This is a genomic window from Sphingopyxis sp., from assembly GCF_016704835.1.
Classification (GTDB): domain Bacteria; phylum Pseudomonadota; class Alphaproteobacteria; order Sphingomonadales; family Sphingomonadaceae; genus Sphingopyxis.
Window position 1 is genome coordinate 492,502 of sequence record NZ_JADIZJ010000001.1, and the last position, 26,198, is coordinate 518,699.

Below are 26,198 nucleotides of genomic sequence, written 5' to 3' on the forward strand. Positions count from 1 at the left end.
CTGGATTGCAGCGTCCCCCGGCCTTCGCCGGGGCCATCGCAATGACGAGGCTCAAACGATCCAGTCGGGCACGCGCTCGGCCGCCATGATCGTGCTGGCGGCGATGCGGTCGGCGACCTTGATGTAGCGATCGCCGTCGACGAGCACTTCGGGCACCAGGCTGCGGCTGTTGTAGGTCGACGCCATCGTCGCGCCATAGGCGCCAGCGGTGCGGAATACCGCGAGGTCGCCCGATTCGACCTTGTCGGTAACGCGGTCGCGCGCGAAGGTGTCGCCGGTTTCGCATACCGGGCCGACGATCGACGCGGTCATCTTTTCGCCGGTCGGCTTGACCGCGACGAAATCATGATAGGCGTCGTAGAGCGCCGGGCGCGCGAGGTCATTCATCGCGGCATCGACGATAACGAAGGGGTTGGTCGCGCCGGGCTTAACCCAGAGAACCTCGGTCAGCAGCACCCCGGTGTTGCCCGCGATCACGCGGCCGGGTTCGAACATCAGGGTAACGTCCCAATCCTTCGTCACGCGCGCGACCATTGCGCCATATTCGGCCATGGTCGGCGGATTGTCACCGGGCTTGTACGACACCCCAAGTCCGCCGCCGAGATCGACATGGGTGATGCTGTGCCCCGCGGCGCGCAGGTCGGCGACCAGGCGGCCGACGCGGGTGAACGCCGCTTCGAGCGGATCTAGGCTGGTTAGCTGGCTGCCGATATGCACCGCGATGCCGCGCAGCTGAAGCCCCGGCAGCGCCGCTAGGCGGTCGAACATCGCGGGCGCGACGTCTATCCCGACGCCGAACTTGTTGTCGGCCTTGCCGGTCGAAATCTTGGCGTGGGTACCGGCATCCACATCGGGATTGACGCGCAGCACCGCGCGCGCGGTCATTTCCTTGGCGAGCGCGATTTCAGCCAGCGCGATACCTTCGGGCTCATGTTCGATATTGAACTGGCCGATGCCGCGGTCGAGCCCCTGCGCCAGCTCGGCACGGGTCTTGCCGACACCCGAAAAGACGATGTCCTCGGGCGCCATACCCGCGGCAAGCGCGCGTTCGAGCTCGCCGCCCGACACGACGTCGGCGCCGTAACCCTGCCGCGCGAGGACGCGTAGCACGCCGAGGTTGGGGTTGCTCTTGATCGCAAAGGCGAGGTGCTTGCGCGGCACGTCCTTCAATCCGTCGCGAAATTCCTGCGCGTGGCGTTCGAGCATCGCGCGCGAATAGACATAGACGGGGGTGCCGACTTCTTCGGCGATGCGGGGCAGCGGAATGTCTTCGGCGTGAAGGACGCCGTCACGTAGTGCAAATTGATCCATTATTTTAGTCCTGAGGCTCAGCCCGGAGGCGGCAAGTCGAAATCATCGGGTTCGCGGCGTTCGGACCGTTTGAGAAGTTCGTCGCTGCGCGCAGGCCGGGCCTGCGCGTCGGGCGTCGTAAGCTCCTCGGTAGTCGGGGCGCGGGGCGCGCCGACGGGAACGACCGGCGCAGGCTGGCCTGCAACGGCCTTCAAATCTTCCTTGCTGCCGCACGCGCCGAGCAGCGCGGAAGCGGCAATTGTTGCTATGATGAGGCGCTTCATCGCCATCAACTTGTTCCTTTCAGCGCGGCGCGGGCCGCGGATATGGCCTGCCTTACCCGCTCGGGGGCAGTGCCGCCATAGCTGGTGCGACTGGCGATCGACGCCTCGACGGTCAGCGCCGCGAGCACATCGGATGTCACCGCCGGATGGATCGCGGCGGCATCGCCCTCGGGCAGCGCGGAGAGTTCGACGCCCAGCTCTTCGGCGCGCTTGACGCACGAACCGACGACATGATGCGCCTCACGGAACGGCAGTCCCGCCTCGCGCACCAGCCAGTCGGCGAGGTCGGTCGCGGTCGAATAGCCCGATGCAGCGAGCGCGCGCATGCGGTCGGTACGAAAGGTCAACGCTTCGATCATTCCGGTCATCGCGGCGAGCGACAGCGCAAGCGCGTCGAAGGCGCCGAAGACGGTTTCCTTGTCGTCCTGCAGATCCTTGGAATAGGTCAGCGGCAGGCCTTTGACGATCACCGCCAGCCGCTGGAACGCTCCGAGCAGCAGCCCGGCGCGACCGCGCACCAGTTCGGCGGCGTCGGGGTTGCGCTTTTGCGGCATGATCGAGCTTCCCGTCGACCACGCGTCGGGCAGGCTGATGAAACCGAAGGGCTGGCTGGCCCAGATGACGATTTCTTCGGCGAGCCGCGACAGGTGGATCGCGGCGATCGAGGCCGCGGCGCAAAATTCGAGCGCGAAGTCGCGGTCGGACACCGCGTCGATGCTGTTCGCCATCGGGCGGTCGAAGCCAAGTGCCGCGGCAGTGGCGGCGCGGTCGATGGGAAAGCCGGTGCCCGCAAGCGCGGCGGCGCCGAGCGGCGATTCGTTGAGGCGGCGGCGCGCGTCGGCAAAGCGGCTGCGATCGCGGCCGAGCATTTCGACATAGGCGAGGAGATGATGCCCGAGCGTCACCGGCTGCGCGACCTGAAGATGCGTGAAGCCGGGCATGATGCTGTCGGCATGTTCGTCGGCGCGCGCCAGCAGCGCGGCCTGCATCGCGGCGAGCCCGGCGTCGATGCGCTCGCACGCGGTGCGCGTCCACAGGCGGAAATCGGTCGCGACCTGATCGTTGCGCGAGCGCGCGGTGTGGAGACGTCCGGCGGCTTCGCCGACGATGTCCTTCAGCCGCGATTCGACGGTCATGTGGATGTCTTCGAGCGCGAGATCGACGGGGACGCCGTTCGCGGCGAATTCACCGGCGATCTGTGCGAGTCCGCGGTCGATCTGGACTGCGTCGTCGGCTCGGATGATTCCGGCGGCACCAAGCATCGCCGCATGCGCGCGGCTGGCGGCGATATCTTCTTCCCACAGGCGCTTGTCGACGGGGATTGAGGCATTAATTTCTTGCATGATCGCGGCCGGACCGCCACCGAAGCGGCCACCCCACATGCTGCTCTTGTCCGGAGTAACCGTCATTCGCCGCGTCCCAAACCCGTATCTTGCGATCCTCGCCTTGCTGCTGGCCGGATCAATCGCGGGCTGCGATAGGGAAAAGCAGGACGGCGGGCAAGCGGCAGAGGGTCAAGCAAATGTTTCGGCGGGCCAAGCGACAGGACTGCGGCAGTTTCAGTATCAGATCGACCGCAGTCAAAGGGGCAAGACGGCGCCCACGGTAGCGTTCCGCGGCCCTGACGATGCAGCGGTCACACTCGCGGCGTTCCGCGGCAAGCCGCTGCTGGTCAACCTGTGGGCGACCTGGTGCGCGCCGTGCGTGGCCGAAATGCCGACGCTCGATGCGCTTGCCGCGAAAAGCGGCGAGCGGATGACGGTGATGGCGGTGGCGCAGGATTTGCAGGGCTCTGAGGTGGTTGATCCGTGGTTCCAGAAGGCGGGGCTGAAGGCGTTGCAGCCGTATCTCGATCCCGAGAACGGGTTGCTCGATGCCGCGAACAGCGCGTTGCCGACAAGCATTTTTTATGACGGCGAAGGACGCGAGCTGTGGCGCGTTGTCGGGGCGATTGATTGGCAGGGCGCCGAGGCGCAGGCGTTGTTGGCGGAGGGCGGAGTTTAGATCTCCGTCGCCCGCGCGAAGGCGGGGACCGCCGTCGTTTTAATCGGTGATGCCGGGTCAGGCCGCTCGCGACCCCCGCCTTCGTGGGGCGAGGAAAAATATGAAAAGGGCGGACGCCCCATGACGCCCGCCCTTCCCTTGCGACCCGGAACAGCTCCGGGGAAACTTAACCTCCGACCGTCACGCGGCCGCTGCGATAACCCTTCTTACGCATTTCCTTCACATAATCCTTGTCGGCGTCGACAATCTCGGTTTCCCATTCATCCCACGCATCCCAGCGATCTTCGCGGTCGGTGGCGCGGCGCAGGTCGCTGGTCAGCTCCTTTTCCGCCTCGAGAATGTCGGTTTTGTAATTATACCATTGCTGGTTGACGACGCCCGCGATTGGCCGCTCGCGGATCGGCGGCGCTTCGAACCCTGGCGGCATCGATTTATAGGGAACGGCAGCAACCGCGGCGGTGGCGGGGAGCGCCAGAATGACTGCAAGGGTGGTCCATTTTTTCATCGTCCATCTCCTGATTGTCCGGCCGTTGCCGGGCGGTCAGGGGAGTCAACGAAGCAGGCAGCGAATGTCTTCGCGGCTAAACGGACATTCGGCACGGTTGGCGGTGGATTTGGCGCCGACGAGTCAGCCGGGGTGCGCTTCGTCGCCCACCGCCGAGCGGAGCAGCCCGCGAAACACCTCCTGCGCGCTGCGTTTGCCCTGCGTGACATCGAACACGTCGCGCGCGATCGGCATGTCGAGATTGTAGCGCTCGGCGAGCGCGATCACGGTCGGCGCGCTCTTCACCCCCTCGGCGACCATATTCATCCCCGCGATGATTTCGTCGATCGGGCGTCCCTTGCCGAGTTCGACCCCGACATGGCGGTTGCGGCTGAGCGGGCTGGTGCAGGTCGCGATCAGGTCGCCCATGCCGGTGAGGCCGGCAAAGGTTTCAGGACGCCCGCCCATCGCGACGCCCAGCCGCGTGATCTCGGCCAGCCCGCGCGTCATCAGAGCCGAGCGGGTGTTGTCCCCCGCCCCCAGCCCATCGCCCATGCCGACCGCGATCGCGATGATATTCTTGAGCACCCCGCCAAGTTCGCAGCCGAGCAGGTCGGTGTTGGTGTACACGCGGAACAGACCCGAATGGAACACCGGCTGGAGCGCGCGGACGACGATCTCATCCTCCATCGACAACACGCTTGCCGCCGCCTGCCCCGTCATGATCTCGCGCGCGAGATTGGGGCCGGTGAGGACACCGACGGGGTGGCCGGGGAGCACTTCCTCGATGAGTTCGGTCATCCTTTTGCCCGACGAGAGTTCGAGGCCTTTGGTCAGGCTGATGACGGGTACCCATGGGCGGAGGTGCTCGCGTGCCTCCTCGAGCACCGCGCGAAAGCTGTGCGAGGGGACGCCCATGATGAGGACGTCGGCGCCCGCGACGACCTCGGCCATGTCGCTGGTCGCGCGCAGCGTAGTCGGCAGTTTGATGCCGGGCAGGTATTTGCGGTTCTCATTGTCGCGGTTGATGCCCTTGACGGTCTCGGCATCGCGCGCCCACAGGGTGATCGGGGCGTTGCGCGACACCACCGCCGCGACCGTCGTCCCCCAGCTGCCCCCACCGAGCAGGCCGACCTTCAGGCGCATATTTCTCTCCCCTGTTTTGTGGGGAGAGTGGCGAGAGTTTTACAGCTTGGCAAGAATGGTTGGCCAAGCGTGTTGTCTTACATTTCGGGAAGGTGGGCCAACGGCTGGGTCAGCTTCAAAAACCGTCCCTTCCGGTTCCCCAAGGCGTTCATCAAAAAAATCATCGCCCTGCGACCGACACCGCGTGACGGCGAGTTCGATGCCTTCTTCCGGCATCAGAAAATCAAATCCATATCACTCCACGGCATTCCCAATGAAACGCGAGACCTGTAAACCATGTCTCCGAACACCTGTCTGTCATGTCCCCAGTCTGAACACGTCGCCACAGGGAGGATCAGTGTTTGGCCAGAAATGCCTTCATCACCGCGGCGGTCGCCTTGGGATCCTCAATCATCGGGACATGGCCGACATGTTCGAAAATGTGGCTCTGGCTGCCCGCGATTCCCGCTTCGAGCACGGGCACGCAGCTGACGTCGAGCAGGCGGTCGTGGCGGCCCCAGATGATCAACGTCGGCGCCTTGACCTCGCCGAGCCGCTCGTTGAGCGGATGGTCACGGCCTTCGTTGGCGATCGTCCAGAATATGCCGTCGAGTTGGTCGCGATATTTGAGCGCGTCGGCGTAGAGCACCGGTTTGAGCCGCGCCGGGATATAGGGCGGTTTGTGGACGACCATGCCGACCAGCCGGTCGGCGTCCTCGAGCCCCGCAAGGACGAGCGGGTTATAATCCTCATTCGCCGCCTGTTTCTGCAGATCGCTTTCGTTCGCGCCGTTGACCCCGGCGTTGTTGAGCAGGATCAGGCTGGCGAGCGCTTCCGGATAGTCGATCGCGTATCGCAGCGCGATCCAGCCGCCCATGCTGTTGCCGCCGACATGCGGGCGGTCCAGACCGAGCGTGTCGGCGAACTGCTTGAGCCGCGCGGTCTGCGCGCCAAGATCATAGGCCAGGTCGGGATTGCGCTCATTCTCGCCGAAGCCCGGCAGGTCGGGCGCGATGACATGATAGTCGCGAGTGAGGTGCGGCGCGATCATCGACCAGTTGTCCTTGTCGCCGGCAAAGCCGTGGACGAGCAGCAGCAAGGGTTTCGCCGGGTCTCCACCCTCCAGATAGGGCCAACTGCGGCCATCGACGGTGATGCTTTTCTGCACCATCCGTCCGCGCTGGCGCAGCAGCGCCCGCCCGAGCGCCACGAGGCGGCCCGGGAAGATGAAATACATCAGCCCGAGCGCGATGAGCGGGGCGAAGAGGAGGATGAGGAGGATTTTCATGGTCTGGTCCTTTAACCCCTCCCCTTCAGGGGCGGGGTTTATTCTGCTTTCGACACGCGCGCGTCGAACCAGCCGATCAAATCGTCCAGCACCGCATCGCGTTCCGGCTCGTTGTAAATTTCGTGGAACAGGGCTGGGTAGATTTTGAGCGTCTTGTCGGCCGAGCCAACCTGATCGAACAGATATTGAGATCCTTGAGCCGACGCGAGGCTGTCCAACTCACCATGCTGGAGCAGGATCGGCAGCGTGATCCGGGGAGCGCCCGCCTGCGCCGCGGCCATCGCGTCCATGAATTCCTTGCCGAGCCGCGCGCCGATCTTGCCGGTGTAAACGAGCGGGTCAGCGAGATAGGCGGCGACCACCGCGGGATCGCGGCTGACGCCATTGGCGTCGAGCGACAGCACGCCGAGGCGCGGGAAGAAGCGTGACAGGAAGCGGCTGATCCAGACTGTGAAGCGCGAGGGCGGCGTGGCGGGGACGATCGCGGGGCCGGAGAGCGCAGCAGCAGCGAACGCTTGCTCGCGCTCGATCAGGAACAAAGTCGAAATCAGCCCGCCCATGCTGTGGCCGAGCAGCAGGCGCGGGGTGGAGCCATGGTTGACCTCAACCAGGGTCAGCAGTTCAGCCATGCCGTCGGTGAATGCCGAAAAGCGCGGGACGAAACCTCCGTCGCCGTCCGACAGGCCGTGCCCCCAATGGTCGATCGCATAGACCGCATAGCCCGCGTCGGTCAGCCGCTGCGCGACATGGCCGTAGCGCCCCGCATGTTCGGCATAGCCGTGCGCGAGCAGCACCACGGCGTTTGGCAGGCCTGCGGGCAGCCAGTGCGTGACGTGGAGCTTTGCCCCGGCACCGACCGATCCCGCGGGCAGGATCACCGCCGACATATTAGCGGACGGCCTTCTTCAGCGCCGCGGTGCTGCGGTGGCCGGGGCCGTCGTCGCCCGCGCGGTCGATCCTGGCCAATATGCCTTCGAGCGCACGGCTGATCGCGGTCTGGGTACGGACCATTTCGACCTTGGGCCAGGCGGTGCGCTCGCCGGTGTCAATCAGTTCGTCGATATCCTCCTGCCCCAGATCGCTCAGGATCTTCGCGGGCGACCAGAATTTGGGCGGGCGGATGATGTTGATGTCGCCGGTATATTCCTGATTGATCACCGAACGCGCCATGTTGGCGAGACTGTTGAGCGGTGGCACCCATTCGAGCGGTTTCTGGAAAATGATCATATTGGCATTCAGCCACGCCTTGAAGGTCGCCATCGACGCATGTTGAATGGCCTCGATCGGCGCCATCTGCTTGCGCGTATCGGTCGCGAAGGGCAGCGCGATCGGGTTGGCCTGGCTGACGATATGGTGGTTGACCCCATAGAGGCGTTCGAGCCGCTTGGTCGGGATATCGTGCGTCACCGACCCGTCGACCCAGCGCCGATCGGGCTGGTACGCGATCCGCTCGCCCTTGTCGTCGCGCGCCATCAGCATTACCGGCGGGAAGACGCCGGGAACCGCGCACGATGCGAGCACCGCTTCGCGGATCAGCACGTTGGGCGCGGTGATTGCGTTAAGGAGGCGGCCGTTCTGATGCTTTTCGGCGGGCGCGACCGAGACGTTTAGGTGGCGGCCGCTGATTTCGAACGCTTCCTGAAAGGTCAGGTCGGGGATCAGGTCGGCAAGCCGGTCGCGCACCTCGTCCGACGCCAGCCGCTTTTGTTTGGGATCGCGCGCCGGATTGGCGAGACGCTCGCTTTCGAGCAGCGCGCCGATTTCGCTGTCCTTGCGGGTGCAGACGACCGCGGCAACGATCGATCCCCCGCTGGCGCCCGACATGATCGCGGGGAGCACGCCTTCGGACCACAAAGCTTTCACGACGCCGATGTGGAAGAACAGGAAGCTGCCCGAGCCCGACAACAGCAGCGCCGAGCGGCCGTAGCAATGCTGGGCGCGGCGGAAGAAGTCGCGCTTTTCCTCGCGGGGGATGCTGCGCGCCGCGGCGATCTTGCCCAATGAGTCGACGACCTCGGCGACATAATCCTCGATCAGCGTCTTCGTGCCGAAGCGCGCCTTTTGATAGAGGCGCTCGTGGCCCATGCCGTCGATATTGCCGTGAATGCCCTCGTTGAGGACGAACAGCAGCCCCTTGACGTCGCCCGCCGCCGACAGTTTGCGCAGCCGTTCGAGCCGGGCGCGGATCGCCTTGTAATCGAAATGCTTGCTCTCGTCGGCGTCGCGCCACGTCTGAAGCCCCGATTTCTTGTCATGCTCGCGTGCGGCCTTGGCCCAGGCGATGTAATCGGGCGCAGTCACAAGATCGCGGTCGGCGCTGAGCGTCGGGGTGAAAAGCATCTAGTCGTCCTGCAGAACATGGTTATTTTTTCGGAGTCTTGCGGGTTGCGTTGCCTTTGGCAACCGGTTTCGCCCGCGGTTTGGTGGCAGGTTTCGGGACGGCTTTCGGTTTCGCCTTCGGTTTTGGCGCCGTCTTGGGCGCCGGTTTCGGCGTTGCCGTAGCGGCTTTGGTCTTTTCGGCTTTCGGCACCCCCGCCATCAGGTCAGCAAAACTTTCCTCGATACATTCGCGGAAAAAGGCGATGTCGGGCATGATCGCGCGCTCGCAGATGATCGAAAAGGCGATGCGGCCGTTGTAGCTGGGGGTCGCGACGAACAGCCCCATATTGTTCGCGAGCGGCGCCATGCCATGCTGCATGACGAGCTGCGCGCCCGCCAGATAGAGCGGAACCTGCGCGCCGGGGACGTTCGAGATGAAGAGGTTGGTGCCGCGCACCGCGAAGCGTTCGCTGGTGACGAGCCGCGCGACCGCCGCCATCGTCGCGCCGGGGATATGCTGCGACAGGTCCGTCATGATCCGCGCGCTGACCCCAGCCTTCGCCTCCTTTGCCTGAACCGTATAGTCGCGGATCGCCGCGAGGCGCGCGAGCGGGTCGGCGATGTCGGAGCGCACCGGGACGCTCATTGCCGAGACCTGATTGCCGGGGGTGCTGGCTTTGCCCGCTCCCTTTTCCTTGCCGCGCAGATTGATCGGCGCGACCGCGACCAGGCTGTCCTTGGGCAGTTCCTTGTGCTTCACCAGATATTTGCGCAGCGCGCCGCCGACGGTGGTCAGCACGACGTCGTTGACCGTCGCGCCCGGCACCTTCTTACGGACTACCGCGACATCGGCGAGCGCCACTGAAGTGCCGTCGAACATCTTGTGTGGGCCGACGGGCACGTTGAAGCGCGTTTCGGGTACCCCTGCGGTCATCCCGCCCTCGGCCATCGCCTTGCGCGCCGACGAGATGATGGCCGGCGACATTTTCATCAGCGCGTTCATGAACTTCACCGGCGATTGCAGCGATGCCGACCAGGCGCGCGACAGCGTTTCGGCGCTCGATGGCGCATCGCCCAGATCCTCGACCGGCGGCGGTTCGGCGATCGCGGGGGTGCCCTTGGCATCGAAGTCGCTCATCGCGATGAAGGCATGGGCCCCCGACGCGCCATCGACCGCGGCGTGGTGGACGCGGTGGAGCATCGCGAAGCTGCCTTTGGGTATGCCCGGAATACGGTCGAGCCCCTCGATGATATAAATATCCCACAGCGGGCGGTTCATATCCATCGGTTTCGAGAAATAGCGCGCCACGGCGATGCAGAATTGCCGCCAGTCGCCGGGCTCGGGCAGGCGCGCGTGGCTCATATGCGCCTCGACATCGAAATGCTCGTCCTCGACCCAATAGGGATGGTCCATGTCGAACGGCAGGCGGTGGAGGCGGCGCTTGAACAAAGGCGAGGTGTGGACGCGGCTTTCGACGTGGCGGATGATGTCCTTGAAGCGCACGAAGCCGCCCGGGGCGGTCGAGGGGTCGTAGATATAGACCCCCATGATGTGGGTCAGGTTGTTAGCCGTCTGGGTGTAGAGGAACTGGGCGTCCTGCGCGCTGAGCTGTTTGAGCATGTTAGGGTCCTCTGAAATCAATTCTGCCGTCATCCCGGCGAAGGCCGGGATCTCGACCTCGATATATAATGCACCGCCGAGTTTCCGGGCTTCGCCGGGATGACGAGGTTGGGCGAGGCGCGCTCATTGATCGCCCCCCGGCAACCGATCCGCCAGCGCGACAGTCGACAGCCGCATCGTCTCCATCACGTTCGCCAGCCCGCGCAGTTCCATCAGTAACGCGCGGCGCGCCGCGAGGATGTCGGGCGTCGCGGGCTCGGCGAACCCCATATGGCGCATCAGCGACAGGCCGTTGGCGAACAGCAATTTGCCGATAGCGGCTTCGCTGCTGATCCGGCGGAGCAGATAGGCCTGCTTGCCCTCGGTCAGCGCGGCGTCGAGCAAGGCCTTTTCATCGACCGCATCGCCAAGCCGTGCGCGCGCGAGCAGATCGGCGACAACCGAATAGGCCTCGGCATAAGGCAGCAGGATCGCGTGGCCGACAACGGGCTGGCAACGGCGCAGCAGCTGCACGATGCCGCGGTCGCCGCTGGCGAGGCGACGGTCCCACAGCGGGTCGATGCGTTCAAGTTCGGCGCGCAAGGCGGCCATATGCTCGTCGCGCGGCGGATAGAAGAATTCGAATTTGAACAGGTCTCGCAGGCGATCGATCTCGTCCCAGAACGCCGCTGTCGCGTCGCGGCTATCGGCGTCGCGCAGTTCGAACAGCGCGAGTTCGATCATCGCGCGGTTGAGGAAATGATGCGCAATGATGTTGCGATAATAGCTCGCCATCGGATGTTTGGCGGGGTCGATCGAATAGACATTTTCGCTGCCCGCTTCGTAGCGGGTGAGCAGCCCGCTGGTGACGAGCGTATCGACGGTGGCGGAAAGCGCGGCGTCGTCTCCGCTGCCCAGTTCGCTGCTGATCCGGATGCCGCGCGCCCGCGCCCAGTCGGTCACCGCACCGATCGCGCCGAGCAGTTCGGCCGAGGTGGCCCCGCGCGGCGCCATGCCGAGCAGGATCAGGCACATCACCGAAGTCACCGTCAGCGGCGTCACCCGGTTCGCCTCGACCGCGACCGCAAAGGCGATTTTTTCGAGCGCGCGCTTGTCGTCGGCACCGGGCGCGGTGTCGATCACCACCGGGTTGCCGATGTCGAGCCGGATGCGCCCTGACGGTTCGCGCAGGCTCTTCATATAGCCAATGAACCACGACAGGCTCTCGGGCTTTTTGCTGCGCCCCGTCTGTTCGGCGGCATATTCCTCGACATCGCGGATCAAGTCGAAGCTGGTGACAAAGGGGACAAAATGGACCCCGCGTGTCCCCGTCGCGTGGGCGGCGTCGAGGACATATTTCATCAGGCCATATTTGGGCGGCATCAGCTTGCCGAGCCGCGAGCGCGTGCCCTCGAATGCCCAGCTGAGCGGGAAACGCTTCGCGAGCAGCCAAGCGATATAGTGGCGCAGCACGAGCTTATAGACCGGCTGGTCCTGAAAGCTGCGGCGGATGAAGATCATCCCCGAGCGGCGGAAAAATTCGCCCATCACTGCAAAGTCGAGATTGGCACCGCCGAAGCTGTGCAGCATCGGCATGTCGTTTTCGTAAGTGAGGCGGCTGGGCGTCGCGCCATCGATATAGGTTTTGTGGGTAAAAAGGATCGCGGTCGGATGCTCGCGCAGGATCGCGCGGAGCCGCGCGAGCTCGGCGGCGTCGACCTCCATTTCGGGCGCGTAGCCGCCGAACATCATGCGGTCGAGCCGGGCGCGCAGGTCGAGGAACAGCGCGCTGGGCCGCGCGACGACCTCTTTCATTAGCGGGCGGGCTTCGCGAAACAGATCCGCGACCGGGCGGCCGGTTGCCTCGGACAATTCGGCGAGTGCGGCGCGGAATTTGGGGCTGGTGCGCAGGCCATCGGCGACGAAGCGCGGCACCTTGTAGCGGGTGCCGCGGATGCCGCGTTCGGCGACGTCGAGCGCGAGCCCCGCCTGCCGCGCGACGAAACCGGCGAATTCGGCGCCATCGGGGCCAGCCGCATCGCCGCCGCCGGTTTGCGCCGCGAACCGGCTACGCAGCGCGTCGAGCGTCGCCGCGTCACCGACCAATATTTGCGCGCGGCGGCGGTCGCGGAGCAGGATCAGCCGCGCGCGGAGCGGCCCGGGATGGCGCGGGTCGCCGAAGATGATGTGGCGGAATTTGAGTGCGCGGTCGCGCTCGAAGCCCGGAATGCGCCACGCGACGCGCAGCGGCACCACCTGGCGTGACGGCTGCCCGTCGAGCCGAGCGCGGAGCGTTTCGAGCGGCAGGGCATGGTCGTCGTCGGCGATCGCAAGGCTGGCCCATTGCGGCTCAGTCTCGCCCGCAGTGGCATGAACCCAGTCGAGCAAGAGCTGGCGTTCGACACCGTTGCGCGCGTCGATGATGTAGAGCCGGTCGGCCGCATCCTCCGTTATAATGGGGGTGCGGGCGGTTCCGTCGGCCACTGGTTAAAACCCCTCCGTTATTGCGAGCGTAGCGAAGCAATCCAGCGTGGGGCGGGCCGCCCTGGATTGCTTCGCTACGCTCGCAATAACGAGGTGAACCATGCGCTAGGTCGCCCTTCCCTTTCTCGGGGAGGCTTTCTTGGTGGCCGCCTTTGTCGCGGGCGCCTTTTTCTTCGCGGCGGGTTTTTTGGCCACTGTCTTCTTGGACTTGGCTTTTTCGGCCTTCACCTCGGGGACAGCAGCCTCTGGCGTAGGTTCCTTCGCCACCGATTCCGCCACGCTTTCCTCGGGCTGGCCGAGGGTACGCAAGAACATGTTACGGACATCGCGGACATGGTTGTTAATCGTCCGCGGGGTCCACCCCGCCGTATCGACCGGCGGCAACACGGTGACGCGCACCGTTGCGGGCCGCATCACGAACTCGTTCTTCGGCGCGACGTCGGTGGCGTTATGGATCACGATCGGGACGATCGGCACCCCGGCCTGCATCGCCAGGTGGAAGCCACCCTTCTTGAACGGTTCAAGCTTCGGGGTCAGGCTGCGCGTGCCTTCGGGCGAGATGCAGATCGACTTGCCCTCGATCTTGATCGCGTCGACCAGCGGCTCCATCGCCTTGATCGCGCTCTTGCCGTCGGCGCGGTCGACGAAGACAGTGCCGCCCCATTCCATCAGCTTGCCGAGGATGGGGATGTTCTTGATCTCTTTCTTGCCCACTCCGCCCATGTCGCGGCGGATGAGCTTGGCGAGGATCATCACATCGGCCTTGCTCTGGTGGTTGAAGATGAAGACGCAGGGTCGAGAAGACCACAGGTTCTTTTCGTCCTCGACCTCGAGTTCGACCCCGGTGATCGCGGTCGCGAAATCGCCGAACAGCCCGATCGAGAAATTCGCTGCCTCGCGCTGTGAGCGCGTCAGCGCCCAGATCGGCAGGCCGGCGGCAAAGGCGCCAACAAGCGAGCCCGTGGCGTAAATGGTGCGGGTGTAATCGACCCAGCTTGGCGTGCCGCGGCTGCCGAATCGCTGCACCGGCCAGCCATTTTCCTCGGCAATGGCTTTCAGTTTCAAATTCGGGTTGAGCGGGCGCGGCTTGCCGACGCGTTCCAGCAGTTCGATATCGTCGTCGCTGTCCGAATAGAAAAAGCTCTGGTCGAGATCGAGGCCATATTCGACGGCGAGTTCCTCGGCGGCGAGCACCTTGCCGTCCCCGAAACAGAGCGGGCGGATGATGTCGCCGGTGAAGACACCATCCTCGATTTCATAGGCCGAGCATTTGATGTCCGTGATACCAAGGTCGCGCGCGGTCGGTTCGATTTGATAGATCGTCGCCGACGAGATGATCGCGACGCGGTGCCCCTTCGCCTGATGCGCCTCGATGATCGCGCGGGTTTCGGGGTAAATCTTGCGCGCGATATGCTTTTTGTAGAGCTCTTCGCCGAACTCGATAAACCTTTGTTCCTCGACGCCTTTCATGAATTTCGCGGCGCCCGACATCAGGCCGGAAAATCCGATGGTGCCGAGGCTGTGCTGCGCGATAACCTGCACGGTTTCGGCGATCTCTTCCATCGACATTTCGCGGCGCTGGAATTTCTCGCGCAGCATCGCCGTGGCGGAATAGCCCGAGATGATGGTGCCGTCGAAATCGAACAGCGCGGCGATATGCGACCCCGGCTCCGATGCTAGAACTTCATCCAAATGCGGTTGCGGCCTCGCCACGTCTGTCTCCCCACCAACGGCTATAATGCCGCTTTACCTAGGCACAGTGACAGTAAAGATGGCGTTTATCAATGGCGCGAAAGTGCCGCTGCCTCGCGCGCCAGCGTCTCGATCCGCGCGGGATCGAGCGGCCCCGACGGGACCACCCAGCTGCCGCCGACGCACACCACCGCTTCGAGCGCGAGCCAGTCGGGTGCAGTCGACAGGCTGATGCCGCCGGTCGGGCAGAAGCGCGCCTGACTGAAGGGACCGGCAAGCGCTTTCAGCGCCGGAATGCCGCCACTGGTCGCCGCGGGAAAGAATTTGAAGCGGTCGAGGCCGAGGTCCATCCCGCGCATGATGTCGCCGGCGTTGGCGGTACCTGGCAGGAACGGAATGCCGCTGGCGACTGCGGCCTTGCCGAGATTGTCGGTGAGCCCGGGCGAGACGATGAACTCGGCGCCGGCGTGGATTGCGCCCGCCAGCATCGCAGGGTCGAGCACGGTCCCCGCGCCGACGATAGCGCCTTTCACGGCTTTCATCGCGGTGATCGCGTCGAGCGCGGCAGGGGTGCGGAGGGTGACCTCCAGAACCGTCAGCCCGCCCGCGACGAGCGCCTCGGCCATCGGCACCGCGTCTTCGACCCGGTCGATGACGATCACCGGGATGACGGGGGCAAGGCGCATGATCTGGTCGATCGATTGGTCGGTCATTTCTATTCCTTCGTCGCCCCCGCGAAGGCGGGGCGGTTGGCAAGTTGGCGCAAAGCCGATGGCGGCCCCCGCCTTCGCGGGGGGGGGCGCCGGACTAAATCACGCTCTCCATCGCCGCCAACACCGCCGACCCGCCCTTTTCGGCTTCGTCGGCGTGGTGGCGGAACAGGGCGAACAGTTCGCGGCCTACGCCGAGCGCAGGCGGCGGCGCAACGGCGGGGGTGCGCGCGGCCCAGATTGCGGGGTCGACCAGCGCCAGCACTTCGCCCTGGCGCGCGCAGACGCGGACGATGTCGCCGTCGGTGAGGAAGGCCAGCGGGCCGCTGACCCCGTCGGCGCCGGGCAGCGCCTCGGGCGAGAGGTGGATTACCGCGGGCACCTTGCCGCTGGCGCCCGACATCCGTCCGTCGGTGAGCAGCGCGACGCGGAAACCGCGGTCCTGCAGCACGCCGAGTGCGGGGGTCAGCTTGTGAAGTTCGGGCATACCGTTGGCGCGCGGCCCCTGAAAACGGACGACGACGATGGCGTCTTGTTCGAGTTCACCCGCCTTGAACGCCGCCAGCACCGCGTCCTGATTGTCGAAGATCCGGCACGGCGCCTCGATCGTCCAGCGATCTTCGGCGACCGCGCTCGTCTTGATAATCGCGCGGCCGAGATTGCCCGTGAGCAGGCGCATCCCGCCGTCGGGCGAAAAAGGCGCGATAACGGGACGCAGCATCGTGTCGTCGCGGCTTTCGGTGGGCGCGGGTTGCCATTGCAGCGCATCCTCGGCGAGCACGGGCTCGCTCGCATAGTCGGCCATCGTCCCGCCCACCGTCAGCACATCGCCGTGCAGCAGCCTCGCATCGAGCAACTCGCGCACGATATAGCCGATGCCGCCTGCGGCATGGAAATTGTTCACATCGCCCGCGCCGTTCGGATAAACGCGCGCGAGCAGCGGCACCGCATGGCTGAGCTCGTCGAAATCCTGCCAGTCGATGATGATCCCCGCCGCGCGCGCGATCGCCGGCAGGTGGATCGCGTGGTTGGTCGACCCGCCCGTCGCGAGCAGCCCGATCGCAGCGTTGATGATCGCCTTCTCGTCGACGCAGCGCGCCAGCGGGCGATAGTCGTCGCCGTCCCAGCCGATCGCGGCCACCCGGTGCGTTGCGGCGCGGGTGAGCTCTTGGCGCAATTTGGTGCCGGGGTTGGTGAAGGCGCTGCCGGGGATGTGGAGCCCCATCAACTCCATCATCATCTGGTTGCTGTTGGCAGTGCCGTAAAAGGTGCAGGTGCCCGCGCCATGATAGGAGGCCGCTTCGGCGTCGAGCAGTTCGTCGCGGGTCGCCTTGCCTTCGGCATAAAGCTGGCGGACGCGCTGTTTTTCCTTGTTGGCGAGCCCCGAAGGCATCGGCCCGGCGGGGATCAATATCTGCGGCAGATGGCCGAAGCGCAGCGCGCCGATCAGCAGACCGGGGACGATCTTGTCGCAGATGCCGAGCAGCAACACGCTCTCGAACATCGCATGGCTGAGCGCGATCGCGGTCCCTTGCGCGATATTGTCGCGACTGAACAGCGACAGGTCCATGCCCGCCTGCCCCTGCGTCACCCCGTCGCACATCGCAGGGACGCCGCCCGCGACCTGCGCGGTGGCGCCGACTTCGCGCGCAAAGAGTTTGATCTGCTCGGGGTAGCGGCCATAGGGCTGATGCGCCGAGAGCATGTCGTTGTAGCTGGTGACGATCCCGATGTTCATCGCGCAGCCGGTGCGGATCACCGGCTTGTCGTCGCCCGCCGCGGCGAAGCCATGCGCGAGGTTGCCGCACGACAGATTGCCGCGGTTGGTCCCCGCTTGGCGCTGGCGGTCCATCAGGTCGAGATAGGCGGCGCGGCCCTTGCGGCTGCGCTCGACGATCCGCTCGGTCACTTTTGCGATGGCGGGGTGAAGATCAGTCATGCCAGCTTGCCCCGTCGCGTTCGATCAGCGCGATCGCGCTCGACGGACCCCAACTGCCCGCCGTATAGCTCTGCGGCGCCATGTCGACCGCGGCCCAGGCGTCGCGGATCGAATCGATCCACTGCCATTGCGCCTCGACCTCATCGCGGCGCACGAACAGGGTCTGGTCGCCCTCGATGAAATCGAGCAGCAGGCGTTCGTACGCAATCCGCCGCCGTTCGCCCGCGAAGCTGTGCGAGAGCGAGACGTCCATTGTCACCTCTTTCAGCTTCACCCCGTCGCGGTCGAGCCCTGGCTGTTTCGCCATCACCTTAACGCGGATATTCTCTTCGGGCTGCAGGTTGATGATCATCATATTGGCGTCGAGCTTGCCTGCCCCGACCCGCGCAAAGATGTTGTGCGGTACCGGCTTGAACTGGATCAGCACTTCGGACTTGCGCTGGGGCATGCGCTTGCCGGTGCGCAGATAAAAGGGCACGCCCTTCCAGCGCCAATTGTCGATATAGGCCTTGATCGCGACGAAGGTTTCGGTGTTCGACGGTTGACCCAGCTCGTCGGCATAGCCCGCGACCGCGCTGCCATTGACCGCGCCGCTGCTATACTGCCCCTTCACGCTATGCGCCTTCACGTCCTCGGCGGTCAGCTTGCGCAGCGAACGGAGCAACTTGACCTTCTCGTCGCGCACCGCGGTCGACGACACGCTCGACGGCGGTTCCATCGCGATGATCGAGAGCAGCTGGAGCATATGGTTCTGGACCATGTCCTTGAGCGCGCCGACCCCGTCATAATAGGAGACGCGGCCTTCGAGACCGACGGTTTCGGCGACGGTGATCTGGACATGGTCGATCGCCTGCGCATTCCACAGCGGCTCGAACAACATATTGGCAAAGCGCAGCGCGAGCAGGTTCTGCACCGTTTCCTTGCCGAGATAATGGTCGATGCGGAACACATGGTCCTCGGCGAAGGCATCGCCGACCTGTTGATTGACTTCGCGCGACGAAGCGAGGTCGTGGCCGATCGGCTTTTCCATCGCGATGCGGCATTCGGCGCAGGCGATGCCCGCGGCCTTCAGCCCCTGCGCGATCGGTCCGAACATCGATGGCGGGGTCGAAAGATAGACACCGATCGGGCGCTGCATCCGGTCGCCGAGCAGCGCGGCAAGCTCGTCATAGCCCGTGCCCGACCCGGCATCGATCGCGCAATAGTCGATGCGCGCGAGAAAGGCCGCGACGGCAGCGTCTTCAATTCGGTCGTCGGGCAGATGCTCGGCCAGCGCCTCGCGCACCTGCTGCTGGACCGCGTCACGGTCCATCTTCGAGCGCCCCGATCCGATGATCGTCAGCGCGTCGGCGAGCAGCCCGTCGAGGTGGAGATTATAGAGCGAGGGAAAGAGCATGCGCTGCGCGAGGTCGCCCGTCGCGCCGAACAGCACCAATGTTTCGACTTTCACGCTCACGCCAGTCCCCTTGGATATCCATCAGGGGAAATGGCGGAGCGGGGGCATGATTGCAACGCGCATACGTAAGCCGCGGCGATTCCCTGCCCTTCGTCAACCCGGACTTGAATCCGAGATCCATGCAAGCGGCGACGTCATCGACCCCGGATCAAGTCCGGGGTGACGATTGCCGGCCGCACCGCCTAAAGGATGGGTTCAATCCCGCGAAGAAGGATTCTAAGAACACTCCCATGCCCGACAGCGCCCTTCCCTATGATGTCATCGTCGTCGGCGGCGGGGTCAACGGCGCCGGAGTCGCGCGCGACGCCGCGGGACGCGGGGCGCGAGTGCTGCTGCTCGAGGCGGGCGATCTGGCGCAGGGCACCTCGTCGGCATCGACCAAGCTGATCCATGGCGGGCTGCGTTATCTGGAGCATTATGAATTCGGCCTGGTGCGCGAGGCGCTGAAGGAACGCGAGACCCTGTGGGGCATCGCGCCGCACATCATCTGGCCGCTGCGCTTCGTGCTGCCGCACCGGCCGGGGCTCCGCCCGCGCTGGCTGCTGCGGCTCGGGTTGTTTCTCTATGACCATATCGGCGGGCGCAAAAAGCTGCCCGCAACGCTCTCGATCGACCTTCGCCGCCACGTCGCGGGCGAGGTGTTGCAGCCGCAATATACGCATGGCTTTGAATATTCGGACGGCTGGGTCGATGACGCGCGGCTGGTAGTACTCAATGCGCGCGACGCCGCCGAGCATGGCGCCAAGGTCCGCACCCGCACCCGCGCCGACATGCTGCGCTGCGAAGACGGGCTGTGGGTCGTCGAGGCGAGCTGCGACAACGGTCATAGCTATCGCTTCACCGGCCGCGCGATCGTCAATGCGGCCGGACCGGCAGTGCTCGACCTGCTCAAGCGCGCCGATGCCGAGCCCGATCATAAGATGCGGCTGGTGCGCGGGTCGCATATCGTGGTGCGGCGGTTGTTCCAGCACGACTATGCCTATTTCTTCCAGCTGCCCGACGGGCGGATATTCTTTGCGATCCCCTATGAGCGCGACTTCACGCTGATCGGTACGACCGACGTCGATCATGATGGCCCCGCCAGCGAAGCGCGGGCAAGCGCCGACGAAATCGCATATCTGTGCGAGGGCGCCAGCCTGTATTTCCGCGACGCCATCACCTCCGCCGACGTGATATGGACCTATTCGGGAGTGCGGCCGCTGATCGAGGATGGCTCAGGGCGTCCCGAGGCAGCGACGCGCGGCTATCGCATCGATCTCGACATGGCAGAGGGCGCTCCGCTGCTCACCATCTATGGCGGCAAGATCACCAGCTATCGCCATGTCGCCGAGGCAGCAGTCGACGCGCTGGTGGGCCATGTGCCAGCACTGTCGGGGAATCCCTGGACCGGCAAAACGGCGCTGCCGGGTGGCGATTTCCCGATCAGCGGCGCGGCGGCGCTCAAGGCCGAAATCAAGCTCGCCTATCCCTTCCTGGCCGCAGCAACGGTCGATCGCATCGTCAAGGCCTATGGCACCGACGCGCGGAGCTGGCTGGGCGATGCCGACGGCTGGGACGCGCTCGGCGGCGAGATTGCGAACGGACTGAGCGTGGCAGAGGCGGCGTGGCTGGTCGAGCAGGAATGGGCGCAGACGACCGACGACATATTGTGGCGGCGCAGCAAGCTGGGGCTGCATTTCAGCGCGGAGGATGTGGCGAAGCTTGCCGCGTGGCTCGGCCGCAGGAGCGAACGCCCTTAAAGGTCGGCGCCATATTGCTCCGCGAGCTTGGCGCGGCGGACTTTCCAGCTTTCGGCGAGCACCGGAATCTCGCGCAACGCGCGCAGGTCTGCGGGGCGATCCTTCGCTTCGCCGCCGATCAGCAGGCCGAACAGCGATGCCAGCGGCCAGTCGGGATAGGGGCGTTCCAACAGTTCGAGACTGTCGCCCGCGCGCACCTGCCCCGCCTCGATGACGCGGTAATACCAGCCGGTCCGCCGCGTCTTCACCACCGCGGCCATAACGCCCTTAGTGCCGAAACGATGGTCGAGTTTCCAGCAGGGCTGGCGCGCCTGGCTGACCTCGACGAGCGCGGTACCGAGGCGGAAGCGGTCGCCGAGGCAGACGTTGGTTTCGTCGAAGCCTGTGGTCGAGATATTCTCGCCGAACGCGCCTGGTGCATCCAGCAACGGCGCATTGCCCAGATGCTGACGCCACCACGCATAATGATCGGCAGGATAATGGTGGATCGCCTTGTCGACGCCGCCATGGACGGTGCGATCGGCCTGCTCGTCGCCGGCCAGCCCCGTCGTGCCGACCGCGACCGCATGCTCGACGGGAAGTTTGCCGATCGCGCTCGGTTCGCGCTCGCCTCGAAAGGGGCGCACCTCGCCCAAAAGGACCGCGAGAATCGGCGTTTGCATGGGCGATTGATACGCTGCACGCCGGAAATCGCAATCGTCCCACGCCAGACAAGCTGGCTTGCCATTGGCGTCGCCGCGCGGGACAAGGCTGCGATGAAACCCGAGCAGCAATCAATCAATCTCACGGTGCAACGGCTCGGCCTCGCTGAACCCGGCGACGCGGCGCTGGTCCGCAGCCTTGCGGTGGAGGCGCCGGTGTCGATCGAGGTCGGCGGCATCGGCTATGCGGTGATGATGGCGACCCCGGTCGATCTGGAGGATTATGGCCTGGGCTTCGCGCTGAGCGAAGGGCTGGTCGAAACGCCAGACCAGATCGAGCGCATCGACATTCACCCGGTCGAGGGCGGCTGGGCGCTGCGCATCTGGGTACCGTCAGAACGCAAGGCGATCGCGCTCGAACGCGCGCGCCAGCGGGTGAGCGAGAGCAGCTGCGGGCTGTGCGGGATCGAGAATATCGAGCAGGTCCTGCGCCCGCTGCCGCCGCTGACCGCGCGCATCGCCACCGACCGCGACGCGATTGCTGCCGCGCTGGCGGCGCTGCGCGATCATCAGCCGCTGGGCCAAGCCACCGGCGCGGTGCATGCCGCTGCTTTTTGTGCGCCGACGGGCGAAATCCTGTGCGCGCGCGAAGATGTCGGGCGGCACAATGCGCTCGACAAGCTGATCGGAGCGCTGGCGCGCGCAGGGACCGACCCGGCTACCGGCTTTATCCTGCTGTCGGCGCGGTGCAGTTACGAACTGGTCGAAAAAACGGTGCGCGCGGGGTGTCCGATGCTGGTGACCATTTCGGCACCGACCAGCCTCGCCGCGGAGCGCGCGGTGCAGGCGGGGCTGACGCTGGTCGCATTGGCGCGCGCGGATTCGGCGCTGGTCATCAACGACGCGCGGGGGATGATCGCGTGAAGACGCTGGGCGCGGTGCTGGCGGGCGGTCAGTCGCGTCGCTTTGGCTCCGACAAGGCGGTCGCGATGTTGGACGGGCAGACGCTGCTGGATCATGCGCTGGCGGCGCTACGCCCGCATTGCGACGCGGTCGTCGTTGTCGGCAGAGGGAAAATCGCCGACTGGCCGCGGGCGGACATGGGGCCGCTGGGCGGCATCGCCGCGGCGCTGATCCACGCAGTCGATCAGGGTTTTAATCAGGTGCTGACCGTTTCCGTTGATTGCGTGCGCCTGCCACCCGACGTGCGCGAACTGCTCGAACCGGCTCCGGCTTTCCTCGCCACGCAGCCGGTGATCGGCCTTTGGCCCGTCTCGGCGCTCGACGACCTGAAGGCGGTGTTGACGGATGGCGACGATCTGGCCGTCCGCGCTTTTGCCCGCCGGATCGGAGCGCGCGCGGTGGCGAGCGATTTCGTGCCGCCGAACATCAACGGCATCGCAGACCTGCAGCAGCTGCGGAGTCTATGACCCGCCGATGGCGTTCACGGTGAACGCCAATATGCCCATGTTGAAGATGAACGCCGCCATGCAATGGCCGAGCACGACGCGGCGCATATGCGCGCCCGATATGGTGATGTCCGACGTCTGGAAGGTCATCCCGAGCGTGAAAGCGAAATACAGGAAATCCCAATATCCGGGCTCTTTGATCCCCGGCACCTCAATACCACCCTGGTCGTGGCCCTCCATCTGCAGATAATAGAGATGCGCATAGTGGAGGGTGAATACCATGTTCGCGAACAGCCACGCCAGCGCCAGCGTCGCGATGATCAGAACAATCGCGCTGCGGTCGAGCGCGTCCGGACCGGCGATCAGCGTCCCCACCGCGAACAGGATCACCAGCGACAGCAGCACCGCAATCGCGAGCAGCCCGGCGCGGTTGGCGTCGTTGCTTTCGGCCGTGCGCCGCATCCGATCGGCGTCGGCACCGAGCAGGGGCGCGATGGCGCCCAGAAAGACAAGCGTGGCGATGTCGAAACCGATGAGCAGCGCGGTGCGCGGATCGCAACCGAGCACCGACGCGCCGCCGCCCGCGACGATTAGCGCGCCAGCAAAGAGCAGGAAGCGTGCCGGGGCGATGCGGTGACCGACGGCGATTTGCGTGCGCTTAGGCAACGGCGCCGACCGCCACGACGCGGACCGGGATCGCCTTCGCCGCCGGACAGCCGCTGGTCTTGTCGTAAAAAGCGAGCGGCAGCAGCGGGTTGAGCTCGGGATAATAGCCCGCGACCGACCCGCGTGACATCGGATAGTCGATGATCGTCAGCCCTTCGACGCGGCGGACGATGCCATCGTCGGTGATGGTTTCGAGCGCGACTTTCGCCCCTGCTGCCAGCTGGCGGTCGGCGATGTCGTCGGCGTTCATGAACAGCACCATCCGATCATTGTACACGCCGCGATAGCGGTCGTTGTAGCTGTAGATCGTCGTGTTGAACTGGTCGTGCGAGCGCACGGTGGCGAGCCGCAGCATGGTCGGGTCGGCGACCGGCGCGTTGACCGCGAGCCCTGGCAGGATCAGGAAATTCGCTTTGCCGTTCGAGGTCGCCCACGCGCGGCGGCGCGGCGGGATGTCGAGGTGGAAGCCGGTTGGCGCCTTGATCCGCTCGGAGAAGTCTTCGTAGATCGCGGGATAGACTGCAGCGATCTTGTCGCGGATCAGGCTGTAATCGTCGATATAGCCGGCCCAATCGACCTTGCTGTTAGGCAGCGTCGCCACCGCCATGCGGCAGACGATTTCGGTCTCGGTCAGCAGATGGGGGCTTGCGGGTTCGAGCACGCCGCGCGAGGCGGTCACGTTCGACATCGAATCCTCGATCGTGACGAACTGTTCGCCCGCCGCGGTTTCGATCCGTTCCGAGCGAGCGACGACGGGCAGGATCAACGCGTCCTTGCCATGGACCAGATGCCCGCGATTGAGTTTTGTCGCGATCCCGACGGTCAGGTCAAGCTGACGCATCGCGTCATAGGCTCGGTCGGTATCGGGCACCGCGCGCACAAAATTGCCGCCAAGGCCGATGAAAACCTTGGCGGTGCCGTTCAGCATCGCCTCGACCGATTCGACAGTGTGATGCCCGTTTTCGCGCGGCGGCTCGAACCCGAGCACCTCGCGCACCTTGTCCAGATAAGCCTGGCTCGGTTTCTCATCGATCCCGACGGTGCGGTCGCCCTGGACGTTTGAATGGCCCCGGATCGGCGAGATGCCGGCCCCAGGCTTGCCAAAATTGCCCCTGAGCAGCAACAGATTGGCGATCTGCTGGACCAGCTGCGAGCCCTGCTGGTGCTGGGTTACTCCCATACCGTAGCAGATGATCGTCGCTCGCGAGCGGATATAAATGTCGGCGCAACGGCGGATCTGCGCCTCGTCGAGCCCCGATGCTTCGACGATCGCGGGCCACTCCTGCCCTGCGATGTCGGCCTTGAGTGCAGCAAAACCATCGGTGTGCTCGGCAATGAAGTCATGGTCGAAAACCGCCTCGCCCGCGGCGTCGCGCTCGAACATGACCTTCATCATGCCCTTGATCAGCGCCAAGTCGCCGCCGATCCGGATATGGACAAACTCGCTGGTGACCTCGGTCGATGCGAAGGTCGCCATCTGAACGATGTCCTGCGGCTCGGTGAAGCGGACGAGCGCGCGTTCGGGCATCGGGTTGACCGCGACGATCGGGACGCCGCGCTTTCGCGCCTCGACCAGCGGGGTCATCATCCGCGGCGCGTTGGTTCCCGCATTGTGACCCATCAGGAAAATTGCCTCGGCATGTTCGAAATCGTCGAGGATCACCGTGCCCTTGCCGATCCCGATCGACGGCGGCAGCCCGCGGCTTGTCGGCTCGTGGCACATGTTCGAACAGTCGGGGAAATTATTGGTGCCAAACTCGCGCACGAAGATCGAGTAGAGGAACGCCGTCTCGTTAGCTGTGCGACCCGAGGTGTAGAATTCGGCCTGGTGCGGGCTGTCGAGCGCGCGCAGATGCCGACCGATCAGCGCGAAGGCATCGTCCCAGCTGACGGGTACATAATAGTCGGTCGCGGGGTCATAGCGCATCGGCTCGGTCAGCCGACCCTGCATCTCGAGCCAATAATCCGACTGCTCCATCAGCGCCGACACGCTGTGCGCCGCGAAAAATTCGCGCGTGACGCGGAACTTTGTCGCCTCGTGCGCGAGCGCCTTGGCACCGTTTTCGCAGAACTCGAGCTTCTTGGTGCAAGTCGCGTCTGGAAAGGCGCAGCTCGGACATTTGAACCCGCCCGGCTGGTTCATCGCCAGCAGCGCGCGCGATCCCTTGCCGACAACGCTTTGTTCGAGCAGCACCTTGGCGGTTGCCGCGGCAGCGCCCCAACCACCCGCGGCGCTGGTATAAGTTCGATAGCGGGGTCTCTGGTCGGGCATGGCGACAGGATTAGACCATATCAGCGCGATTTTCTATCGTCGGCGAATAATTGCGTGAAACGGGCGCCGCGCCTGTGCGGTCCAACACCGCTGGTCAGGCCGATGCCGGCGGCGGCGCACAACCGCCGCGAAGTATCGAGACCAAGCCCACTGCCTTCGCTCGTTTCGCCTTTGATGAAGGGCCGAATATATCGGTTGTCGTCACAAGGCCGGGTCCGTCATCGCAGATCGTCAGGCAGCCACACCGAAACTCGATACTCAGATTGGCAGCGGCGGCGTGCTGGAACGCGCCGCCGACCAGATTGTTCGCGGCGATCAGCGAGCCCGGCGTATCGCGGCTGATCATTGACGTGCGCGGCAACACCGGCGGCCAGAGCGACGCGGGTGCGCGTATCATCCAATCCGTCCAGAACCCTCCCGCCGCACAGGTGTCGCGGGCGCGCGAGCGGCTGCACGACGAGAATAATGGCCTGCTCGATTATCGCGGCGCCGCTGGGTCGATGCGCGAACTTGTCGTCGATGACAAACTGATCCAGCCCGCGCCCGCCGACACGCGATTCAAAGGCCGCGTTGCCGTGCTCATCGACGAGCTGACCTATTCGGCCGGCATTTTGTTCGCCACGACGATGCAGGATCACAAACTCGCCACCGTGGTCGGGCGACCGACCGGTGGCTTTGCCAACCAGACTGATAACATGATGCCAACCCGGCTTCCCGCGACGGGCTTTACCGCCTTCATCGCCCAGCCCGGCTGGATCGAACGTCAGTTAGACGCGCCCGCGAGCTGAGCGGCGCA

22 protein-coding genes are annotated in these 26,198 nt (G+C 65.1%); 5 read left to right on the forward strand and 17 right to left on the reverse strand.

The window, feature by feature from the left end:
* Positions 1–51 precede the first annotated feature (51 nt).
* Genes lysA through argH form a run of 3 tightly spaced genes read right to left on the reverse strand, consistent with a single transcriptional unit; the run spans position 52 to position 2,983 of the window.
* Positions 52–1,311, reverse strand: a complete 1,260-nt coding sequence (lysA, locus tag IPF76_RS02530; protein WP_293839213.1) for a diaminopimelate decarboxylase — start codon at positions 1,309–1,311, stop codon at positions 52–54.
* A gap of 17 nt (positions 1,312–1,328) precedes the next feature.
* Positions 1,329–1,580 carry a hypothetical protein gene (locus IPF76_RS02535; protein WP_293839216.1) on the reverse strand — a complete coding sequence of 84 codons (252 nt, stop codon included), beginning with the start codon at positions 1,578–1,580 and terminating at the stop codon, positions 1,329–1,331.
* Positions 1,580–2,983, reverse strand: coding sequence for an argininosuccinate lyase (gene argH / locus IPF76_RS02540; protein ID WP_293839219.1), 1,404 nt, complete (start codon positions 2,981–2,983; stop codon positions 1,580–1,582). The genes IPF76_RS02535 and argH overlap by 1 nt, the downstream gene beginning before the upstream one ends.
* Here argH and IPF76_RS02545 point away from each other — a divergent pair.
* A complete protein-coding gene (locus tag IPF76_RS02545) occupies positions 2,955–3,578 on the forward strand; it encodes a TlpA disulfide reductase family protein (RefSeq protein ID WP_293839222.1) in 624 nt (207 codons plus the stop codon). The two genes, argH and IPF76_RS02545, sit on opposite strands and share 29 nt — an antisense overlap.
* A 166-nt stretch (positions 3,579–3,744) precedes the next feature.
* Here IPF76_RS02545 and IPF76_RS02550 read toward each other — a convergent pair whose 3' ends face one another.
* From IPF76_RS02550 to zwf, 11 genes are all read right to left on the reverse strand, one after another.
* Positions 3,745–4,083, reverse strand: coding sequence for a hypothetical protein (locus tag IPF76_RS02550; protein ID WP_293839224.1), 339 nt, complete (start codon positions 4,081–4,083; stop codon positions 3,745–3,747).
* A 123-nt stretch (positions 4,084–4,206) separates the two neighbouring features.
* Positions 4,207–5,208, reverse strand: a complete 1,002-nt coding sequence (locus IPF76_RS02555) for an NAD(P)H-dependent glycerol-3-phosphate dehydrogenase (protein WP_293839227.1) — start codon at positions 5,206–5,208, stop codon at positions 4,207–4,209.
* A 334-nt stretch (positions 5,209–5,542) separates the two neighbouring features.
* The gene (locus IPF76_RS02560; RefSeq protein WP_293839231.1) at positions 5,543–6,475 is read right to left on the reverse strand and encodes an alpha/beta hydrolase; all 933 of its coding nucleotides are present in this window, start codon (positions 6,473–6,475) and stop codon (positions 5,543–5,545) included.
* 38 nt (positions 6,476–6,513) lie between these two features.
* Positions 6,514–7,362 carry an alpha/beta hydrolase gene (locus tag IPF76_RS02565; RefSeq protein WP_293839234.1) on the reverse strand — a complete coding sequence of 283 codons (849 nt, stop codon included), beginning with the start codon at positions 7,360–7,362 and terminating at the stop codon, positions 6,514–6,516.
* 1 nt (position 7,363) lies between these two features.
* A complete protein-coding gene (locus IPF76_RS02570) occupies positions 7,364–8,815 on the reverse strand; it encodes a DUF3336 domain-containing protein (RefSeq protein ID WP_293839237.1) in 1,452 nt (483 codons plus the stop codon).
* 22 nt (positions 8,816–8,837) lie between these two features.
* Positions 8,838–10,415, reverse strand: coding sequence for a wax ester/triacylglycerol synthase family O-acyltransferase (locus IPF76_RS02575; RefSeq protein WP_293839240.1), 1,578 nt, complete (start codon positions 10,413–10,415; stop codon positions 8,838–8,840).
* A gap of 123 nt (positions 10,416–10,538) precedes the next feature.
* Entirely contained in the window at positions 10,539–12,878 is a 2,340-nt protein-coding gene (locus tag IPF76_RS02580; RefSeq protein ID WP_293839243.1) for a glycerol-3-phosphate 1-O-acyltransferase, read from the reverse strand.
* A gap of 105 nt (positions 12,879–12,983) precedes the next feature.
* The gene (locus IPF76_RS02585) at positions 12,984–14,570 is read right to left on the reverse strand and encodes an HAD-IB family hydrolase (RefSeq protein WP_293839246.1); all 1,587 of its coding nucleotides are present in this window, start codon (positions 14,568–14,570) and stop codon (positions 12,984–12,986) included.
* 89 nt (positions 14,571–14,659) lie between these two features.
* Positions 14,660–15,283: a bifunctional 4-hydroxy-2-oxoglutarate aldolase/2-dehydro-3-deoxy-phosphogluconate aldolase gene (locus tag IPF76_RS02590; RefSeq protein ID WP_293839249.1), complete on the reverse strand. Its 624-nt coding sequence runs from the start codon at positions 15,281–15,283 to the stop codon at positions 14,660–14,662.
* Positions 15,284–15,377: 94 nt separating this feature from the next.
* Positions 15,378–17,219, reverse strand: a complete 1,842-nt coding sequence (edd, locus tag IPF76_RS02595) for a phosphogluconate dehydratase (RefSeq protein WP_293839252.1) — start codon at positions 17,217–17,219, stop codon at positions 15,378–15,380.
* Entirely contained in the window at positions 17,212–18,615 is a 1,404-nt protein-coding gene (gene zwf / locus IPF76_RS02600; protein WP_293841861.1) for a glucose-6-phosphate dehydrogenase, read from the reverse strand. Before zwf ends, edd begins: the two co-directional genes overlap by 8 nt.
* A 290-nt stretch (positions 18,616–18,905) precedes the next feature.
* Here zwf and glpD point away from each other — a divergent pair, with 290 nt between their 5' ends.
* Positions 18,906–20,414 carry a glycerol-3-phosphate dehydrogenase gene (gene glpD / locus IPF76_RS02605; protein ID WP_293839255.1) on the forward strand — a complete coding sequence of 503 codons (1,509 nt, stop codon included), beginning with the start codon at positions 18,906–18,908 and terminating at the stop codon, positions 20,412–20,414.
* Here glpD and IPF76_RS02610 read toward each other — a convergent pair.
* Positions 20,411–21,076, reverse strand: coding sequence for an MOSC domain-containing protein (locus tag IPF76_RS02610; protein WP_293839258.1), 666 nt, complete (start codon positions 21,074–21,076; stop codon positions 20,411–20,413). The two genes, glpD and IPF76_RS02610, sit on opposite strands and share 4 nt — an antisense overlap.
* Positions 21,077–21,082: 6 nt before the next feature.
* Between IPF76_RS02610 and fdhD the strand changes: the two genes are divergently transcribed.
* On the forward strand, positions 21,083–21,979 hold the full coding sequence (gene fdhD / locus IPF76_RS02615) for a formate dehydrogenase accessory sulfurtransferase FdhD (RefSeq protein WP_366498991.1): 897 nt from the start codon (positions 21,083–21,085) through the stop codon (positions 21,977–21,979).
* Complete coding sequence (locus IPF76_RS02620) at positions 21,976–22,485, forward strand: molybdenum cofactor guanylyltransferase (RefSeq protein ID WP_293839261.1); 510 nt, start codon at positions 21,976–21,978, stop codon at positions 22,483–22,485. Before fdhD ends, IPF76_RS02620 begins: the two co-directional genes overlap by 4 nt.
* Here the strand turns inward: IPF76_RS02620 and IPF76_RS02625 are convergent.
* Together IPF76_RS02625 and IPF76_RS02630 are read right to left on the reverse strand one after the other, a co-directional pair.
* Positions 22,480–23,130 carry a DUF1345 domain-containing protein gene (locus IPF76_RS02625; RefSeq protein WP_293839264.1) on the reverse strand — a complete coding sequence of 217 codons (651 nt, stop codon included), beginning with the start codon at positions 23,128–23,130 and terminating at the stop codon, positions 22,480–22,482. The genes IPF76_RS02620 and IPF76_RS02625 overlap by 6 nt on opposite strands.
* Positions 23,123–25,402, reverse strand: coding sequence for an FdhF/YdeP family oxidoreductase (locus tag IPF76_RS02630; RefSeq protein ID WP_293839267.1), 2,280 nt, complete (start codon positions 25,400–25,402; stop codon positions 23,123–23,125). Before IPF76_RS02630 ends, IPF76_RS02625 begins: the two co-directional genes overlap by 8 nt.
* A gap of 263 nt (positions 25,403–25,665) precedes the next feature.
* On the opposite strand from IPF76_RS02630, the gene IPF76_RS02635 reads away from it, so the two are divergent.
* The gene (locus tag IPF76_RS02635; RefSeq protein WP_293839270.1) at positions 25,666–26,190 is read left to right on the forward strand and encodes a S41 family peptidase; all 525 of its coding nucleotides are present in this window, start codon (positions 25,666–25,668) and stop codon (positions 26,188–26,190) included.
* Positions 26,191–26,198: the final 8 nt, after the last annotated feature.

Excerpts from the sequence above, each read along its gene's own strand:
- IPF76_RS02560 (WP_293839231.1), bottom strand. The coding sequence starts at position 6,475 with ATGAAAATCCTCCTCATCCTCCTCTTCGCCCCGCTCATCGCGCTCGGG.
- lysA (WP_293839213.1), bottom strand. The coding sequence starts at position 1,311 with ATGGATCAATTTGCACTACGTGACGGCGTCCTTCACGCCGAAGACATT.
- IPF76_RS02555 (WP_293839227.1), bottom strand. The coding sequence starts at position 5,208 with ATGCGCCTGAAGGTCGGCCTGCTCGGTGGGGGCAGCTGGGGGACGACG.
- IPF76_RS02630 (WP_293839267.1), bottom strand. The coding sequence starts at position 25,402 with ATGCCCGACCAGAGACCCCGCTATCGAACTTATACCAGCGCCGCGGGT.
- argH (WP_293839219.1), bottom strand. The coding sequence starts at position 2,983 with ATGACGGTTACTCCGGACAAGAGCAGCATGTGGGGTGGCCGCTTCGGT.
- IPF76_RS02575 (WP_293839240.1), bottom strand. The coding sequence starts at position 10,415 with ATGCTCAAACAGCTCAGCGCGCAGGACGCCCAGTTCCTCTACACCCAG.
- edd (WP_293839252.1), bottom strand. The coding sequence starts at position 17,219 with ATGACTGATCTTCACCCCGCCATCGCAAAAGTGACCGAGCGGATCGTC.
- IPF76_RS02535 (WP_293839216.1), bottom strand. The coding sequence starts at position 1,580 with ATGGCGATGAAGCGCCTCATCATAGCAACAATTGCCGCTTCCGCGCTG.
- IPF76_RS02565 (WP_293839234.1), bottom strand. The coding sequence starts at position 7,362 with ATGTCGGCGGTGATCCTGCCCGCGGGATCGGTCGGTGCCGGGGCAAAG.
- zwf (WP_293841861.1), bottom strand. The coding sequence starts at position 18,615 with ATGCTCTTTCCCTCGCTCTATAATCTCCACCTCGACGGGCTGCTCGCC.
- IPF76_RS02570 (WP_293839237.1), bottom strand. The coding sequence starts at position 8,815 with ATGCTTTTCACCCCGACGCTCAGCGCCGACCGCGATCTTGTGACTGCG.
- IPF76_RS02590 (WP_293839249.1), bottom strand. The coding sequence starts at position 15,283 with ATGACCGACCAATCGATCGACCAGATCATGCGCCTTGCCCCCGTCATC.
- IPF76_RS02550 (WP_293839224.1), bottom strand. The coding sequence starts at position 4,083 with ATGAAAAAATGGACCACCCTTGCAGTCATTCTGGCGCTCCCCGCCACC.
- glpD (WP_293839255.1), top strand. The coding sequence starts at position 18,906 with ATGCCCGACAGCGCCCTTCCCTATGATGTCATCGTCGTCGGCGGCGGG.
- IPF76_RS02610 (WP_293839258.1), bottom strand. The coding sequence starts at position 21,076 with ATGCAAACGCCGATTCTCGCGGTCCTTTTGGGCGAGGTGCGCCCCTTT.
- IPF76_RS02545 (WP_293839222.1), top strand. The coding sequence starts at position 2,955 with ATGCTGCTCTTGTCCGGAGTAACCGTCATTCGCCGCGTCCCAAACCCG.